We start from the raw sequence: 15,666 nt of genomic DNA on the forward strand, positions 1-15,666 counted from the left end.
GTTTTGTTTGTAAACAGTAGGATTGACCGCCTCAACCGACTGCCCCGAGTGGGTGCCAGCCCAAGCAATCATCTGTCGATTGATTTTCTGCGATCGGACCCTTAGCAACCCGAAAACGCGCTGCGTAGAATCCACGATCCCCGAAAGCCAAGCGCAGCAAGGCACCACCCAATCCGACCCAACCCATAGCAACCCAATTGCACCCCAGGCAAACGTTCTCGCCCCTCACGAGGTTGCGCCCCCATCGCCACCCCCACCCCCCAAAACCCTCCGTGTTTTCCCTCGGTCGACCGGCATTTTTGACAGACGATTTAAAAACGCCCATATAATTTCGACTGCCTTGCCAATGGCTGTCGGACCATCCCTCCGAACGAGCGATTTGGCAAGCGGGGCAGGCGAAACGCTTGCGCAATGCAAGACGCATCACGATGTCTTTCCGAACCAGACGTCCCCTTTCGGGGACTGCAAGAGCCGGGCCCCGCTACGCAACATTCCGCTGGAGTTCCGTCTTCTATGTGTCTCGGGCGTGTCCCATGTCCTCGCCCCGGGTGCTGTTCGATTGCGCAAGTCATGCCGCCTTTGCCCGTATGACTAAACAACATCGAGGAGCTCCCAGATGACGCTGTCCCGTCTTACGTCCATTTCCGCCGCCGTGCTGTTCGCCGCCGGCGCCGCCGCCGCGCAAGCGGAAACCGTGAAGATCGCCATCGCTGGTCCGATGAGCGGTTCGGTCGCCCAATACGGCGACATGGTGAAGGCCGGCGCGCTGACCGCGATCGAGCAGGTCAACGCTGCAGGCGGTGCGGGCGGCAACAAGTTCGAAGTCGTGATGATGGACGACGCGTGCGAGCCGAAGCAGGCCGTCGCCGTCGCCAACAAGATCGTCAGCCAGAAGATCAAGTACGTGATCGGCCACGTGTGCTCGGGTTCGACGATTCCGGCTTCCGACATCTACGAGAACGAAGGCATCGTGATGGTCACGCCGTCGGCCACCGCGCCGCAGCTGACGGAAGGCAAGAAGCGCCACTTCATCTTCCGCACGATCGGCCGTGACGACCAGCAAGGCCCGGCCGCCGCGCACTACATCATCAACAACGTGAAGCCGAAGAAGGTCGCGGTCCTGCACGACAAGCAGTCGTACGGCCAGGGCATCGCATCGTCGGTGAAGAAGGACCTCGAAGCCGCGAAGATCCCGGTCGTCCTGTTCGAAGGCATCAACGCCGGCGATTCGGACTACTCGGCGATCATCACGAAGCTGAAGTCGCAAGGCGTCGACTTCGTCTACTTCGGCGGCTACCACCCGGAAATGGGCCTGCTGATGCGCCAGGCGCGCGAGCAGGGCGTGAAGGCCACGTTCATGGGGCCGGAAGGCGTGGGCAACAAGGACGTGACGGCAATCGCCGGCCCGGCTTCGGAAGGCATGCTCGTCACGCTGCCGGCCGACTTCTCGGCCGATCCGGCCAACGCGGCGCTCGTGAAGGCGTTCGCGGACAAGAAGCGCGACCCGAACGGCCCGTTCCAGATGCCGGCGTACGCAGCGGTGAAGATCATCGCCGACGCGATCGCCGGAGCGAAGACAACCGATCCGACCAAGGTCGCCGCGTACATGCACAAGACGACGTTCGACACGCCGATCGGCAAGGTCGCGTATGACGCACAGGGCGACCTGAAGGCGTTCAAGTTCGTCGTGTACACGTGGCACAAGGACGCGACGAAGACCGCCGCCAAGTAAGACGGAGTACCCGCCCGCGCATGCCGCCCTGTCCGAGACCCGGACGGGGCGGGTGCGTATTGGCCGCGCATCGGCCCATTGCGCGGCCATGGGGCGGCCCGAGACGACACCGTGCGTTGCGCGCGGCCACGCCGTGATCCGGCGACGGCAGGCGACACGACGCCAACGGGAGCTTCCCGCACATGACTGACTTCTTTCCTCAATTCGCCCAGCAGCTGGTCAACGGCCTGACGCTGGGTGCGATCTATGCGTTGATCGCCATCGGCTATTCGATGGTCTACGGCATCATCGGCATGATCAACTTCGCCCACGGCGAGATCTACATGATCGGCGCCTACGTGGGCCTCGTAACCCTCACTGCCATCGGCATTTCCGCCGGCTATCCGCTGCCGCTCGTGCTCGGCGCCGCGCTGATCGTGTCGGTGATCGTCACCGGCCTGTACGGTTTCGCGGTCGAGCGCGTCGCGTATCGGCCGCTGCGCGGCGGCCCGCGCCTCGTGCCGCTGATCTCCGCGATCGGCATGTCGATCTTCCTGCAGAACTACGTGCAGATCGGCCAGGGCGCGCGCGACGTGTCCGTGCCGGTACTGATCTCCGGCGCGTTCGACATCCATCTCGGCGGCGACTTCGACGTGACCGTCCCGTATTCGCGCCTGATGATCGTCTGCGTGACGCTCGTGCTGATGATCGCGCTCACGCTGTTCATCTCGCATTCGCGGATGGGCCGGGCGTGCCGCGCATGCGCCGAGGACATGAAGATGGCGAACCTGCTCGGCATCGACACGAACCGCGTGATCTCGTTCACGTTCGTGCTCGGCGCGATGCTGGCGGCCGTCGGCGGCGTGCTGATCGGGCTGACGATCGGCAAGCTGAACCCGTATATCGGCTTCGTCGCGGGCATCAAGGCGTTCACCGCCGCGGTGCTGGGCGGGATCGGCAGCATCCCGGGCGCGATGCTCGGCGGCGTGCTGCTCGGCCTCGCCGAAACCTTCGCCGCAGGCTACATGCCGGCCGAGTACAAGGACGTCGTTGCGTTCGGCCTGCTCGTGCTGATCCTGCTCTTCCGCCCGACCGGCCTGCTCGGCAAGTCGGACATCGAAAAGGTTTGAGGGAGACGCAGATGAGTCAAGTCATTTCCGTTCGCCGCCCGGCCGCCGACGCGTCGATCGGCCAGGCGCTGAAAAATGCCGTGGCCGCCGCGTTCCTGACGGCGATCCTCACGATCCCGGTACTCGGGCTGCAACTGAAGCTCGAAGGCTACCAGGTGGTGCTCACGCCGCACTGGCGGCCGGTGTGGATCGCGGTCGCGGGCGTGTTCCTGTTCCAGCTGTTCAAGCCGTGGTTCGTGCGCGCGAAATCGTCGGTGAAGCTGCCGGCCCTGCCCGCGATGGGCGCGCGGCAGCAGCGCGTGATCGTCTGGGTGTTGCTCGCGGTCGGGCTCGTGTGGCCGTTCTTCGGTTCGCGCGGCGCGGTGGACGTCGCGACGCTCGCGCTGATCTACGTGATCCTCGGCCTCGGGCTGAACATCGTGGTCGGTTTCGCGGGGCTGCTGGATCTCGGCTATGTCGGGTTCTACGCGGTCGGCGGCTATACGTACGCGATGCTGAACCAGTACTTCGGGCTGTCGTTCTGGGAATGCCTGCCGCTCGCCGCGATCGCGGCCGCGACGTTCGGCTTCCTGCTCGGCTTCCCGGTGCTGCGGCTGCGCGGCGACTATCTCGCGATCGTCACGCTCGGCTTCGGTGAAATCATCCGCCTGCTCGCGAACAACCTGACGAGCCTCACGGGCGGCCCGGACGGCATCTCGGGCATCCCGAAGCCGACCGTGTTCGGCTACGAGATGGCGCGCAGCGCGAGCGTCGAAGGCGCGAAGACCTTCCATGAACTGATCGGGCTGGAATACAGCGGCGACCACGTGGTGATCTTCCTGTACCTGCTCGCGCTCGTGCTGGTCGGCTTCACGCTGTTCGTGACGAGCCGCCTGATCCGCATGCCGATGGGCCGTGCGTGGGAAGCGCTGCGCGACGACGAGATCGCGTGCCGGTCGCTGGGCCTGAACCCGACGCGCATCAAGCTGTCGGCGTTCACGCTCGGTGCGGCGTTCGCCGGTATCGGCGGCGCGTTCTTCGCGGCGCGCCAGGGCCTCGTGAATCCTGAATCGTTCACCTTCATCGAATCGGCGCTGATCCTCGCGATCGTCGTGCTCGGCGGGATGGGCTCGCAGCTCGGCGTGATTCTCGCGGCGATCCTGCTGACCGTGCTGCCGGAAGTCGCGCGCGGCTTCGCCGAGTACCGGATGCTGATCTTCGGTCTCGTGATGGTGTTGATGATGATGTGGCGTCCGCAGGGCCTGCTGCCCGCGAGCCGTCCCCACGTGGAGCTGCCCCAATGAGCGCGAATACGGAACTGTTGAAGGTCGCCGGGCTGCAGATGCGCTTCGGCGGGTTGCTCGCGGTGGACGGCATCGATTTCGACGTGCGCCGCGATGAGGTGTTCGCGATCATCGGGCCGAACGGCGCGGGCAAGACCACGGTGTTCAACTGCGTCGGCGGCTTCTACAAGCCGACCGGCGGCGACGTCGTGCTCGACGGTCATGCGATCGCCGGGCTGCCGAGCCACAAGATCGCGTTGAAGGGCCTCGTGCGGACGTTCCAGAACATCCGCCTGTTCAAGTCGCTGACCGTCGTCGAGAACCTGCTCGTCGCGCAGCACCGCAAGGTGAAGGCGGGGCTGCTGCCCGGCCTGTTCTCGACGCCCGCGTATCGCCGTGCCGAGAAGGAAGCGCTCGAACGCGCGGCCGTGTGGCTCGACCGGATGGGGCTGACGTCGGTCGCCAACCGGCCGGCGGGCACGTTGTCGTACGGGCACCAGCGGCGTCTGGAGATCGCGCGCTGCATGATCACCGAGCCGCGCCTCCTGATGCTCGACGAGCCGGCGGCCGGCCTCAACCCGCAGGAAAAGATCGAGCTGCAGCACCTGATCGACAAGCTGCGCCGCGAGTTCGGCGTATCGGTGCTGCTGATCGAACACGACATGAGCCTCGTGATGGGCGTGTCCGACCGCATCCTCGTGATGGAGCACGGCCGGCCGATCGTGATCGGCACGCCGGAAGCGGTCCGCAACGACCCGCGCGTGATCAAGGCGTATCTGGGGGAAGAGTGATGCTGAAGCTGGAACAGGTCCATACGCACTACGGCGCGGTCGAAGCGCTCGCGGGCGTGTCGATCGAGGTGAACAAGGGCGAGATCGTCACGCTGATCGGCAGCAACGGCGCCGGCAAGACGACGCTGATGATGACCGTGTGCGGCACGCCGCGCGCATCGTCGGGCCGCGTGCTGTTCGAGGGCAAGGACATCACCGCGATGTCGACGCACCAGATCATGCGGCAGGGGATGGCGATTTCGCCGGAAGGGCGGCGCGTGTTCCCGAGCCTGACGGTGCTCGAGAACCTGAAGATGGGCGGCTTTTTCGCGAGCCGTCACGAAATCGATGACGGCATCGAGCACGTGTTCAAGCTGTTTCCGCGCCTGAAGGAACGGGCGACGCAGCGGGCCGGCACGATGTCGGGCGGCGAGCAGCAGATGCTGGCGATCGGCCGCGCGCTGATGAGCAAGCCGCGCCTGCTGCTGCTCGATGAGCCGACGCTCGGCCTCGCGCCGCTCGTGATCGCGCAGATCTTCGACATCATCCGCACGATCCGCGACGAAGGCGTCACGGTGTTCCTCGTCGAGCAGAACGCGAACAAGGCGCTGGGTGTGGCCGATCGCGGCTACGTGCTCGAAACGGGGCGCGTGGTGCTCGCCGATACGGGCGCGAACCTGCTCGCGAACGATCGCATCAAGCAGGCGTACCTCGGCGGTTGATGCCGAAAGCCGCCGGCCTGCAACGGGCCGGCGGCGCTTCCTGTTTTGCTTTCTCATGCAAGGCCGGTTCCCGGCCTTGTCTTCATCCGATCCGGAACGTGCTTTTCAAAACGTCGCGCAAATGCAGCGCGGCGCGATTGCTGTCGTCCGTCAGGATGGTGATCAGGTGCGGCGGGAGATCGGGCAGCACGATCCCGGCGACGTGGCTCGTCAGGTTGCTGGACACGCGATCGTGTTCGATGAGGCCGACCGCGAGGCCGTTCGCGATACACGCCTCGACCGCCGGCGAACTGGCGCTTTCGAGCAGCATCCGGTGCGCGATCTTCGCCTTCTTCAGCGCGTTCAGCGCGGTGTCGCGGTACGGGCAGCCCTGCAGTTGCACGGCGATCGGCAGCGGCGCGTCGGGATTGAACTTGAAGGTTCGCGCGGCGACCCACACCGGATGGGTCTTGCTGAGCAGCTCGCCGTGCGGCGTCGCTTTCGGCACCACGGCGATCGTGATGTCCAGCTGGCCGCGCGCGAACAGCGACTGCAGCTCTTCGCTGGAGCGTGCTTCGACCGTCAGTTCGAGCAGCGGCCGGTCGGCGGCGAAGCGCGGCAGGAATTCCGCCATGAAGTGCGCGGCGTACGAATCGGGGATGCCGAGCCGCAGCTTGCCGGTCAGCATCTGCGGCGACAGCGATTCGACGAGCCGGTCGTGGCTCAGCAGAAACTCGGTGGTGTCGCTCAGCAGCTTGTGGCCGTACTGCGTGAGTTCGACGGCCTGGTTGTTCCGCGTGAACAGGCGCTGCGCGACCATCTCCTCGAGCTTCTGGATCTGCGCGGTGACCGACGACGGGCTGCGATTCACATGCGCGGCCGCATCCTTGAAGCGGCCGAGCTTCGCGACCGCGTGGAAGGTTCGCAGCAGGTCGACGTCCAGGGTGCGCGGCATGATTTGGTTTTTCCGAATCAGTGATTCAGGTAATGTCGATTGACGGAATTATTGGGCATCCCATATTCTCGGTCAACAGGCAGACAACGGCAGGCAGCCGGTCGCGCGTTGCACGTATCCGGGGAACGATTCATGTCGATCAATGATTTCGTTGTAGATGCATTGGTGCGGGACAGGAAGTTGAAGGCCGAGTCGGTATGGACGGTCGAGAATCACGAAAAGTATTCGACGCTCAAGCGCAGCGACGATGACGCGAGGAGAAAGGCGGCCGGGCGCGAGGTGTTTTCGCTGATGCGTAACCTGAACGAGCTGGGCGTGCGGAGCCCCGCGCTGTGCGCGGACCGCGACGGCAACGGTTCGTTGCGCGAAGCAATCGGCCAGTTGAGCGAGCGGCTCGCGACGTTGTCGCGCGGCCGCGATGTGCATTACATCGAGCTCGGGCCGGAGCCGGTCAAGACGACCGAACTCGTGAAGGCCGTCAGCGGCGGCGGCCCGGACCATCTGCGCTATACGGCCGTCGACATCAACGAGTCGTCGGAAGACGCGATGCGGCACGCGATCATGCCGTTCCTGAAGACGCCCGGCTGTTTCAACTACATCGCCGACGATTACCGGAACGTGCAATGGAACCACATCGACGTGGGCCAGGACGTGACGTTCATCACGATGCTCGGTTTCCAGGAGGGCAACGAATTGCCCGTGACGATCGGCCGGCTCATCCGCAATCTCGGCGGCAAGTCGACCTACGTCGTATCGGAGATGCAGTTGCTGGTCGAGGGGAGAGAGGAGCCCATCTACAACTTCTACCGGAACGAGAACATGGTGCGGTTTTCCGAAGTCGTCAGCCGGCAGCAGGGCTTCGAGCCGCTCGGCGAGCACCATGTGTCGATCGTCCGGCTCAACCTGCTCGGCGACCAGTTCCATGTGGCGGTCACGTTGCAACCGGTATCGAAAGCCGGGGCCGACGGGCATCTGATCACCAACGTCTGCCTGAAATACACGCCGGAGCAGTTCCGCCACGTGCGCCACAGCCACGCCAATTGCCGCGTGATCGACGAACTGCACAGCGGCGACGGCAGCGTCGTGTACCAGATCGCCCAGTTCAAGGGCTGAATGCCGCAACCACGACAACGAGGCACGCGATGAACAAGGGAAATGCATTGCCGGTGTTTGCGCGAGGGTTCGATCGGGTGAGGCTTGCGTTGCAGACGTCGCTGTCCGGCGGCGCGAATGTCGACGGCTCGCTGGACGCCGCGACGGAACCGATGCGCTGGAGCAGCGCCTGCCTGCGCGACGGCTATGAAGTGCGATACCGGCGCAACCTCGACGCCCTCGGCTATCGCGGTGTGCCGATGCGCGGCACGCGCTCGGATGCGCTCAACGCGGTGTGCCATCTTCGCGGGCTGTTTTCCGACGAGGCGGTTGCGGCATTGCGCGAGATCGGCCGCGCGCTGGAGCGCAGCGCGTCGAGCAGCAACTGGATCATCTCGAAGCGCGTGCGTGCGGTGACGGAGCGCTCGCGGTTCGTCGACGACATGATGCACGACCGCGCGTTCCTGCTGAGGGTGTCGCGCCTGGCCGGTGTGCCGCTGATTCCGTATCCGATGGTCAATGCGCGCTCGCAGTTCAACTACTACTACCCGACGGACCAGCGCGACGGCAAGGAAGAGCTGGGTATGTGGCACACCGACGGCACCAGCTTCGTGCTGAACATCGTGCTGTCGGATCGATCGGACTACGAAGGCGGAAACTTTCTGTTCTACGAATCGACCGCGGAAACGTTCGATCGCCATGATCGCGAACGCCGGCACGTGAAGACCGCGAATCTGGACACCGCGGGCGACGCGCTGCTCATCTATGGCAGCAAGCTGTTCCATGGCGTCGAACCGGTCGAGTCGGGGCGGCGCATGTCGCTGGTGCTGTCGTTTCATTGCCCGACCACGCGGGAGGACGACAACGGGTTCTGGCATCTCGCGTCGGACGACGGCATCCCGCGCACGGTCGTCAACTGGCTGGCGCTGCAGCGCGCGCTCCGGGACGACGCCGAGCTGCAGTATCACCGCCTCGGGCTCGAACCGATTCGCCCCGGGGATCTGGCGGACCAGCGCGTGTCCCCTGCAACTGTCTGAGAGTCGTCGCCCCATGCCGCTATTCCTGCTCCAGCTCGTTTTCGTGTTGTCGTGGAGTTCCGGCTTCATCGGCGCCAAGCTCGGCGCGGAGACGGCCGGCGCGTTCAACCTGCTGTTCTGGCGGTTCCTGCTCGTCACGCTGTGCCTCGCGATCGTCCTCAACCGGCAGCTCGGGCGCCTGACGTGGGAGAAGCTGCGCTATCACGCGGTGATCGGCTTCCTGTCGCAGTTCCTTTACCTGGCCTGCGTGTACGTCGCGATTCAGCATGGCCTGCCGCCCGGCATCGCCGCGATCGTCGCCGCGATGCAGCCGCTCATCACGGCCGCGATGACGTCGCTCGAAGGCAGCGAGCGCAGCGGGGCGCGCCAGTGGGCCGGGCTCGTCGTCGGGTTCGTCGGCGTGGGCACCGTGATCGGCGGGCAGTATGCGCTGCCGGCCGGGTCGGTCGGGCTCGTGATGTACCTGCTGCCGCTGGTGTCCGCATTGGGGCTGTCGATCGCGACGATCTATCAGCGGCGCCGCGCGCTGACGGCCGCGCGCAGCAACGAGGACGGCCTGTTCCTGCCGCTGTTCGTGCAGGGCTGCGTGAGCCTCGTGCTGTTCGCGGTGTGCGGGATCGTCACGGGCGACCTGCACGTGCCGACCCAGCCGAACGTGTGGCTCTCCGTCGTGTGGCTGACGGTGTTCTCGACCTTCATCGCCTACCTGTCGCTGTGGGCGCTGCTCAAGCGCATGCCCGCGACGCGCGTGGCGACCCTCGTCTATCTCGAACCGCCCGTGACGCTGTTGTGGGCCGCGTGGATGTTCGGCGACCGGATCGAGGTGACGACCTATCTCGGCATCGTGGTCGTCGCGCTGGGCGTGTGGCTGGCCGGCAAGCACGTGGAGCGGCCCGCGCGGGCGCGGCGGGCGAACATGGAGGCGGCCGGCCGTTGATGCACTGGTTGCGCGCGCGGTTCCGGTGTAGCGTCGCGGTACGGTCATGCTCCGCGAAGGAACCCGATGAAAGTCAAACGGATCGTCGCCAATGTCGACGCCCGGTCAGTCGACGACGCAAAGCGCTTCTACCAACGGATCTTCGGCCTCGACCTGCTGATGGACCACGGCTGGATCGCGACCTACGGCAATGCCGAGCAGATGGACGTGCAGATCAGCTTCGCATCGCAGGGCGGATCGGGCACGCCGACGCCCGATCTGTCGATCGAGGTCGACGACGTCGATGAAGCGCTCGCACGCGTGCTTGCGGCCGGGATTCCGGTCGAGTACGGCCCGGCTGACGAGCCGTGGGGCGTGCGGCGGTTCTATGTGCGCGATCCGTTCGGCAAGCTGGTCAACGTACTTGCGCATCGCTGATTCCGAAATACATCGCGGCGGGCCGCGTCGTGCCCGGTCATGCCTGGGCATGACGGAGGGCGTACCGAGCGAAGTCAATGTGTAGCCCAATCGGCTTCGATCGTAGCGAAATGCGCTACATCCGGGCGATTCGTCCGAATCGGGACAAAATCGGCAACGCGGGCTGTATCGGGTAGCCGGAGCGCTGGTGCATCACGCATGCAACGCCAACCCCTTCACCGCCTTGTCGACTGCCTTCTTCGGCCCGTGCAGCGCCAGCCCGACGAAGTCGAGATTCTCCGCATCGCCGGCGCGAAACACGTCGCGGTTGGCCGCGTCGTGCCCGGTCGAAAACATCGCGTGCACGTAGGGCACGATCGTGAGCTCGCGCGACAGCGCCTGCCGGTGTGCGGCCTGCAGGCCGTTCAGGTCGGCCGAGAACACCAGCATCGGCTGGCCCAGCATGCGGCCGTAGCGGCGTCCCGCCGCATCCTCGTAAGGCTCGCCGAGCGCTTCGGGTGCTTCGGCCGCGACGCCCGTCGCGAGAAACGCGACGACATTGAGTTTTTGCCACGCCGCGAGATCGTCGCGCACGATCAGCGCTACCTTGGTATCGAACATGAGTGCTCCTTATAGAGACGCTCATGATCGGCTGCCGCGCGCGATCAGTCTGGAACGTTTGTGCAGAGTTGCCGGTAAGCGGCCGGCGTGATCCGGTACGCGCGGCGGAACCAGCGGCCCAGGTGGCTCTGGTCGGCGAAGCCGACGTCCGCGGCGGCTTGTGCGGGCGTGCGGCCGGCCGCCAGCAGCCGGCGCGCGGCACGCAGCCGCAAGCGCACCAGGTACGCGTGCGGCGACGTGCCGAACGCACGCTGGAACAGCCGCGTCAGCCGGAACCGGTCGATCCCGGCGACATGCGCGAGTTCGTCGAGCCCGATGTTGCCGTCCATGTGTTCATGCAGCAGATCGCGCACGCGTGCGATCGCGGGCGGCACGACGGCGCTTTCCAGCACGAGCGGGCCGCGCAGTTCACCGCCGAGCCGGATCAGCAGGCGGTCGAGCGTCTGGTCGCGCGCGAGCTTGCCTTCGTTGCCGTGGATCGCGAGAAACGCCTGGCGGATCGCGTCGACGAGGCCGCGATCGTCGACGAGCGTATGGCCGAACGACGCCTCGACGCCGCCGAGGCCCGGCAGGTCCAGCCGGCGTGCCGCGCGCTCGACCCACGCTTGCGGCAGGTACAGCATCCCGTAGGTGAAGCCGCCGGCTTCGGGCGCGTGGCCGTCGTGCAGCGCGCCCGGTTCGATCAGGATCGCGCGGCCCGGCACGCTCGTATGCACCGACCGGTGGCACTGGAATTGCTGTACGCCCTGTTCGGTGAAGCCGACCAGCATGTCGTCGTGATCGTGCGCATCGTAGGCATGGCCGTTGAAATGCGCATGCAGGCTTTCGATGCCGGTTTCCGCATCGCGCCGCGCGACGAGCCAGTGGTCGGGTGCGCCGGCGTCCTTTGCCGTGGTCGTCATCGAGTGCCTCGTGCGTTATCGTCGCATGACGGAGCGTGACCGCGGGTCGCGGGAGGGCGGTGGCGGACGCGGATCATTCGTCGCTCGCTGCGCGTTCGTCGCGCGCATATTGCGCGGGCGGGCGGCCGACGTGGCGCGTGAACGCGACGCTGAAGGTGCTCGCGGAACTGTAGCCGACGCGCCCGGCGATCTCCGCGATGCGGCCCTCGTCGCGACGGAGCAGGTTTTTCGCGAGCGCCATGCGCCACGTGAGCAGGTATTCCATCGGCGCGACGCCGACCGCGCGGCTGAAGCGTTCGAAGAAGGTCGAGCGCGACAGCGCCGCTTCCTTCGCCAGCTCGACGATCGTCCACGGATGCGCGGGGCGTTCGTGCATCCGACGGAGTGCGGCGGCCAGCCGGCTGTCGGCGAGCCCGCGCACGAGGCCGGGCGACGCATCCGTGCCGGCCGAGAATCGCAATGCCTCGATCAGCAGCACTTCCACGAGACGCGACAGCACGAGTTCGCGCGCGGGCCGCTGCGCACGCGATTCGTCCCGCACCAGTTGCACGAGCGTGGTCAGGCGCGGCTCGCCGCGCACGTGCACGTATTGCGGCAGCAGCGACACCAGCAGCGCAGCGTCGGGCGAACTGAAGCTGCAATGGCCGGCCATCATGCGCGTGTCGACCGGGCGGTCCGCGTCGCCGATCCGGTATTCGCCGTTGTCGAGCACGACCGGGGCCGCCGTTTCGACACCCGGCGGCGGCAGTTCGACGCTGGATATCGAGACGCCGTAGGCAGCCGGAATCAACACGAAATCGCCGGGCAGCAGATCGATCGGCGGATGTCCGTCGATCGCGACGCGGCATCCGCCATCCAGGACCGCGCAATAGAACGGCTCGCCGGCGACCGTCCGGCTGATGCGCCAGGGGCTCGCGCCGTGAACCAGCTTGGAATACCGCGTGCTCGGCTGCAACAGCGTCACGACCTCGGCTAACGGATCGATCATCGCCGGACTCTCGCAAATGAAAATCGGATTTTAGATTGTAGCGAATACGGATCCGGCCATCTATCGTACGGACACATGCTCAACACGTCACAGGAGTGAGTTCGCATGAAGACCGTATTGATCACCGGCTGTTCCTCCGGCTTCGGCCTCGAGATTGCCCGCTATTTCCTGGCCCGCGACTGGCAGGTCGTCGCGACGATGCGTACGCCGCGCGAGGACGTGCTGCCGCCGTCGCCGAACCTGCGCGTGCTGGCGCTCGATGTCACGAATCCCGACAGCATCCGCGCGGCGATCGACGCCGCCGGCCCGATCGACGTGCTCGTCAACAATGCGGGTTTCGGCGCGGCCGCACCGGCCGAACTGATGCCGATCGACACCGTGCGCGCGCTGTTCGAGACCAACACGATCGGCACGATCGCGGTGACGGAAGCCGTGCTGCCGCAGTTGCGCCGGCGTGGGGCCGGCGTCGTCGTGAACGTCACGTCGAGCGTCACGCTGAAGGTGCTGCCGCTGCTCGCCGCGTATCGCGCCAGCAAGGCGGCGGTCAATGCGTACACCGAATCGATGGCGCTCGAACTCGCGCCGTTCGGCGTGCGTGCGCATCTCGTGCTGCCGGGGCGTGCGCCCGACACGCGTTTCGCCGACAACGCGCGCGCGCACATGCACGGCTTCGAGCACGAGGCTTATGCGGAATTTGCCGCGGCGGTCTTTGCGCGCATCGTCGACGAATCCGCGCCGGTCACCCATGCGCAGGACGTCGCCGAAGCGGTGTGGCGTGCGGCGACCGATCCGTCGAGCCCGATGCGCATGCCGGCCGGCGCCGATGCCGTCGCGTGGGCGGCGGAAGCGGGCTGATCGATCGCGCTTGCGCGGCGGGGGGAAGGGCGGTTACGACGCGCGTTCGATCGCCTGTTCCAGCAGCGACAGGCCGAGGTCGATCTCTTCCTCGCTGACGGTCAGCGGCGGCGCGATCCGGAACACGCCGCCCATGCCCGGCAACTGCACGATGTTCATGCTGAGCCCGAGATTCATGCATTCGCGCGTGATCTTCGCGCCGAGCCCGTCCGCCGGTTCCTTCGTGCGGCGATCCTTGACGATCTCGACGCCGAGCAGCAGCCCGCGTCCGCGTACGTCGCCGATGCAGTCGAAGCGTTCCATCAGGTCGAGCAGGCCGCGCCGGAGCCGGTCACCCATCACGTTCGCCCGCTCGACGAGCCCGTCGCGCTGCACGACGTCCAGCACGCGCAGGCCGACGGCCGCCGGCAGCGGGTCCGACACGTGCGTCGTGTAGAACAGGTAGCCGAGTTCGTGCGCGCGTTCCTCGATTGCCGCGGACGTCACCATCGCCGCGAGCGGCAGCCCGGCGCCGAGCGTCTTCGACAGCGTCAGGATGTCGGGCGTCACGCCGTCGCGCTGGCACGCGAACATCGTGCCGGTGCGGCCGACACCCGTTTGCGCCTCGTCGAGGATCAGCAGCATCCCGCGCTCCTCGCACTTGCGCTTGAGCGCCGCCATATACCCTTCCGGCAGCTCGATGATCCCGCCCGAGCTGAGGATCGGCTCCGCGATGAACGCCGCGAGGTTGCCGCTCGACTGGCGATCGATCAGGTCGAACGCGTAGTCGAGTTCGGCGAGGTAGTCGTAGGCGCCGTGGCGCTCGAAGCGCGGCCGGTAGGTGAACGGCGCCGGAATCGCGAACGAGCCGACGGCGGCCGGGCCGACGCCCTTGCGGCCGGCGCTGTACGTGGCCGACGCGGCCGCGCCGGTCATCCCGTGCCACGACTGCGCGAAGCCGACGATCTCGTACTTGCCGGTGACGAGCTTCGCCATCCGGATCGCCGCTTCGTTCGATTCCGCGCCGGTGCTGAGCAACAGCGCGCGATCGAGCCCGGCGGGCGTGACGTCGGCGAGGCGCGTCGCGAGGTCGACGACCGGCCGCGACAGCATCCCGCTGAACAGGTGGTCGAGCTTGCCCGCGTATTCGCCGATCACGGACACGATCTCCGGATGGCTGTGGCCGAGCACCGCGCTCATCTGGCCCGACGTGAAATCGAGGATCGCGCGGCCGTCCGCGTCGTACACGAAGCTGCCTTGCGCGCGCTCGATGATCATCGGCTCGAACGTGCCGCCGTAGCGGACCAGGTGCTGCGTGGCGTTGCGCCAGAAGGTCGGGTCATCGTTCAGGGACATCGGGCGTCTCCAGGAAGGGGCGGGGGGCGCTTGCAGTCTAGGCGCGCGTCTGGTTTGATGGAAACGAATAGTTCTAATGCAAGGTAGAAAAGGGGCTAATACCGTGGGACTTTCGCTCGAAATCGACCTGCTGCGCTCGTTCGTCGTGATTGCCGAGATGCGCGCGCTGAGCCGCGCGGCCGCGCGCGTCGGCCGGACCCAGTCCGCGCTCAGCCAGCAGATGAAGCGGCTCGAGGAGGCCGTCGACCAGCCGCTGTTCCAGCGTACCGGGCGCGGCGTGGTGCTGACCCATCCGGGCGAGCGGCTGCTGCTGCACGCGCAGCGCATCCTGCGGCTGCACGACGAGGCGATGGCCGACCTGTGCGGCACGGGGTTGTCGGGGACGATCCGCTTCGGCTGCCCGGACGATTACGCGGAGGTCTGGCTGCCGCCGTTGCTGCGGCAGTTTTCGAGCCAGCATCCGCAGGCGATCGTCGAGGTCGTGTGCGGGCCGACGCCGCGGCTCATCGAGCAGCTGGACAAACGCGCGGTCGATCTGGCGATGATTTCATTGCCGGACGATGGCGCGAACGACGACATCATTCGTCGCGAGCAACTGGTCTGGATCGGCTATCCGGGGCTGGAGCCCGCGCATTTCGATCCGTTGCCGCTGGCGCTGTCCGATCGCGACACGCTCGATCACCTCGCGGCCTGCGAGGTGCTGGATCGTGCGGGCCGCGATTACCGCGTCGCGTATGCGAGCAGCAGTCTCGCGGGGCTGATCGCGCTGGTGCGTTCGGGGCAGGCGTTCGCGGTGATGACGCAGACGGCGGTGCCGGCGGATCTGGCGATCGTCACCGGCGATCCGCGCCTGCCGCCGTTGCCGGCCGTGGGCATTACGCTGAAGTTCGATCGCAAGCGGCCGTCGCATCTGACGGCGGCGTTCGCCGAGCACATCCGGCTCACGCTGCCGCTGTTGTGATGCGCGCGGCCTG

The 15,666-nt window shown here is 66.4% G+C and carries 16 protein-coding genes; 11 read left to right on the forward strand and 5 right to left on the reverse strand.

Annotated elements, in window-relative coordinates; translation table 11 throughout:
* The first annotated feature begins 616 nt into the window (after positions 1 to 616).
* From G3N96_RS08805 to G3N96_RS08825, 5 genes are all read left to right on the forward strand, one after another.
* Positions 617 to 1,732: a branched-chain amino acid ABC transporter substrate-binding protein gene (locus G3N96_RS08805; protein ID WP_124578452.1), complete on the forward strand. Its 1,116-nt coding sequence runs from the start codon at positions 617 to 619 to the stop codon at positions 1,730 to 1,732.
* A 182-nt stretch (positions 1,733 to 1,914) separates the two neighbouring features.
* The gene (gene livH, locus G3N96_RS08810) at positions 1,915 to 2,841 is read left to right on the forward strand and encodes a high-affinity branched-chain amino acid ABC transporter permease LivH (RefSeq protein WP_034186151.1); all 927 of its coding nucleotides are present in this window, start codon (positions 1,915 to 1,917) and stop codon (positions 2,839 to 2,841) included.
* Positions 2,842 to 2,852: 11 nt separating this feature from the next.
* Positions 2,853 to 4,124: a high-affinity branched-chain amino acid ABC transporter permease LivM gene (locus G3N96_RS08815; RefSeq protein ID WP_206136964.1), complete on the forward strand. Its 1,272-nt coding sequence runs from the start codon at positions 2,853 to 2,855 to the stop codon at positions 4,122 to 4,124.
* Positions 4,121 to 4,894, forward strand: a complete 774-nt coding sequence (livG, locus tag G3N96_RS08820; protein ID WP_089448183.1) for a high-affinity branched-chain amino acid ABC transporter ATP-binding protein LivG — start codon at positions 4,121 to 4,123, stop codon at positions 4,892 to 4,894. The genes G3N96_RS08815 and livG overlap by 4 nt, the downstream gene beginning before the upstream one ends.
* Complete coding sequence (locus G3N96_RS08825) at positions 4,894 to 5,595, forward strand: ABC transporter ATP-binding protein (protein ID WP_039366289.1); 702 nt, start codon at positions 4,894 to 4,896, stop codon at positions 5,593 to 5,595. The genes livG and G3N96_RS08825 overlap by 1 nt, the downstream gene beginning before the upstream one ends.
* An 82-nt stretch (positions 5,596 to 5,677) precedes the next feature.
* Here G3N96_RS08825 and G3N96_RS08830 read toward each other — a convergent pair whose 3' ends face one another.
* Positions 5,678 to 6,529 carry a LysR substrate-binding domain-containing protein gene (locus G3N96_RS08830; RefSeq protein ID WP_206136965.1) on the reverse strand — a complete coding sequence of 284 codons (852 nt, stop codon included), beginning with the start codon at positions 6,527 to 6,529 and terminating at the stop codon, positions 5,678 to 5,680.
* A gap of 132 nt (positions 6,530 to 6,661) precedes the next feature.
* Here G3N96_RS08830 and G3N96_RS08835 point away from each other — a divergent pair, with 132 nt between their 5' ends.
* The 4 genes from G3N96_RS08835 (at position 6,662) to G3N96_RS08850 (ending at position 10,012) form a co-directional block, all read left to right on the forward strand.
* Complete coding sequence (locus G3N96_RS08835; RefSeq protein ID WP_124578446.1) at positions 6,662 to 7,642, forward strand: hypothetical protein; 981 nt, start codon at positions 6,662 to 6,664, stop codon at positions 7,640 to 7,642.
* A gap of 29 nt (positions 7,643 to 7,671) precedes the next feature.
* Complete coding sequence (locus G3N96_RS08840) at positions 7,672 to 8,658, forward strand: 2OG-Fe(II) oxygenase (protein ID WP_206136966.1); 987 nt, start codon at positions 7,672 to 7,674, stop codon at positions 8,656 to 8,658.
* Between the two features lie 13 nt (positions 8,659 to 8,671).
* On the forward strand, positions 8,672 to 9,595 hold the full coding sequence (locus tag G3N96_RS08845) for a DMT family transporter (RefSeq protein ID WP_206136967.1): 924 nt from the start codon (positions 8,672 to 8,674) through the stop codon (positions 9,593 to 9,595).
* 66 nt (positions 9,596 to 9,661) lie between these two features.
* Positions 9,662 to 10,012 carry a VOC family protein gene (locus tag G3N96_RS08850; RefSeq protein ID WP_206136968.1) on the forward strand — a complete coding sequence of 117 codons (351 nt, stop codon included), beginning with the start codon at positions 9,662 to 9,664 and terminating at the stop codon, positions 10,010 to 10,012.
* Between the two features lie 192 nt (positions 10,013 to 10,204).
* Here G3N96_RS08850 and G3N96_RS08855 read toward each other — a convergent pair whose 3' ends face one another.
* The 3 genes from G3N96_RS08855 to G3N96_RS08865 form a co-directional block, all read right to left on the reverse strand.
* On the reverse strand, positions 10,205 to 10,612 hold the full coding sequence (locus G3N96_RS08855) for a DUF2000 domain-containing protein (RefSeq protein ID WP_124578434.1): 408 nt from the start codon (positions 10,610 to 10,612) through the stop codon (positions 10,205 to 10,207).
* A 44-nt stretch (positions 10,613 to 10,656) separates the two neighbouring features.
* The gene (locus tag G3N96_RS08860) at positions 10,657 to 11,514 is read right to left on the reverse strand and encodes an AraC family transcriptional regulator (protein ID WP_206136969.1); all 858 of its coding nucleotides are present in this window, start codon (positions 11,512 to 11,514) and stop codon (positions 10,657 to 10,659) included.
* 73 nt (positions 11,515 to 11,587) lie between these two features.
* The gene (locus G3N96_RS08865; protein ID WP_206136970.1) at positions 11,588 to 12,502 is read right to left on the reverse strand and encodes an AraC family transcriptional regulator; all 915 of its coding nucleotides are present in this window, start codon (positions 12,500 to 12,502) and stop codon (positions 11,588 to 11,590) included.
* A 105-nt stretch (positions 12,503 to 12,607) separates the two neighbouring features.
* On the opposite strand from G3N96_RS08865, the gene G3N96_RS08870 reads away from it, so the two are divergent.
* Complete coding sequence (locus G3N96_RS08870; RefSeq protein ID WP_206136971.1) at positions 12,608 to 13,357, forward strand: SDR family oxidoreductase; 750 nt, start codon at positions 12,608 to 12,610, stop codon at positions 13,355 to 13,357.
* Between the two features lie 33 nt (positions 13,358 to 13,390).
* On the opposite strand, the gene G3N96_RS08875 is transcribed toward G3N96_RS08870, so the two are convergent.
* Entirely contained in the window at positions 13,391 to 14,692 is a 1,302-nt protein-coding gene (locus tag G3N96_RS08875) for an aspartate aminotransferase family protein (protein WP_206136972.1), read from the reverse strand.
* A gap of 76 nt (positions 14,693 to 14,768) precedes the next feature.
* Here G3N96_RS08875 and G3N96_RS08880 point away from each other — a divergent pair, with 76 nt between their 5' ends.
* Entirely contained in the window at positions 14,769 to 15,653 is an 885-nt protein-coding gene (locus G3N96_RS08880; protein ID WP_206136973.1) for a LysR family transcriptional regulator, read from the forward strand.
* The last annotated feature ends 13 nt before the right edge of the window (positions 15,654 to 15,666 follow it).

The sequence above is a fragment of the Burkholderia sp. Se-20373 genome (assembly GCF_017104705.1).
In the GTDB taxonomy this organism is placed as follows: Bacteria; Pseudomonadota; Gammaproteobacteria; order Burkholderiales; family Burkholderiaceae; genus Burkholderia.

Excerpts from the sequence above, each read along its gene's own strand:
- G3N96_RS08805 (WP_124578452.1), top strand. The coding sequence starts at position 617 with ATGACGCTGTCCCGTCTTACGTCCATTTCCGCCGCCGTGCTGTTCGCC.
- livH (WP_034186151.1), top strand. The coding sequence starts at position 1,915 with ATGACTGACTTCTTTCCTCAATTCGCCCAGCAGCTGGTCAACGGCCTG.
- G3N96_RS08815 (WP_206136964.1), top strand. The coding sequence starts at position 2,853 with ATGAGTCAAGTCATTTCCGTTCGCCGCCCGGCCGCCGACGCGTCGATC.
- livG (WP_089448183.1), top strand. The coding sequence starts at position 4,121 with ATGAGCGCGAATACGGAACTGTTGAAGGTCGCCGGGCTGCAGATGCGC.
- G3N96_RS08825 (WP_039366289.1), top strand. The coding sequence starts at position 4,894 with ATGCTGAAGCTGGAACAGGTCCATACGCACTACGGCGCGGTCGAAGCG.
- G3N96_RS08830 (WP_206136965.1), bottom strand. The coding sequence starts at position 6,529 with ATGCCGCGCACCCTGGACGTCGACCTGCTGCGAACCTTCCACGCGGTC.
- G3N96_RS08835 (WP_124578446.1), top strand. The coding sequence starts at position 6,662 with ATGTCGATCAATGATTTCGTTGTAGATGCATTGGTGCGGGACAGGAAG.
- G3N96_RS08840 (WP_206136966.1), top strand. The coding sequence starts at position 7,672 with ATGAACAAGGGAAATGCATTGCCGGTGTTTGCGCGAGGGTTCGATCGG.
- G3N96_RS08845 (WP_206136967.1), top strand. The coding sequence starts at position 8,672 with ATGCCGCTATTCCTGCTCCAGCTCGTTTTCGTGTTGTCGTGGAGTTCC.
- G3N96_RS08850 (WP_206136968.1), top strand. The coding sequence starts at position 9,662 with ATGAAAGTCAAACGGATCGTCGCCAATGTCGACGCCCGGTCAGTCGAC.
- G3N96_RS08855 (WP_124578434.1), bottom strand. The coding sequence starts at position 10,612 with ATGTTCGATACCAAGGTAGCGCTGATCGTGCGCGACGATCTCGCGGCG.
- G3N96_RS08860 (WP_206136969.1), bottom strand. The coding sequence starts at position 11,514 with ATGACGACCACGGCAAAGGACGCCGGCGCACCCGACCACTGGCTCGTC.
- G3N96_RS08865 (WP_206136970.1), bottom strand. The coding sequence starts at position 12,502 with ATGATCGATCCGTTAGCCGAGGTCGTGACGCTGTTGCAGCCGAGCACG.
- G3N96_RS08870 (WP_206136971.1), top strand. The coding sequence starts at position 12,608 with ATGAAGACCGTATTGATCACCGGCTGTTCCTCCGGCTTCGGCCTCGAG.
- G3N96_RS08875 (WP_206136972.1), bottom strand. The coding sequence starts at position 14,692 with ATGTCCCTGAACGATGACCCGACCTTCTGGCGCAACGCCACGCAGCAC.
- G3N96_RS08880 (WP_206136973.1), top strand. The coding sequence starts at position 14,769 with ATGCAAGGTAGAAAAGGGGCTAATACCGTGGGACTTTCGCTCGAAATC.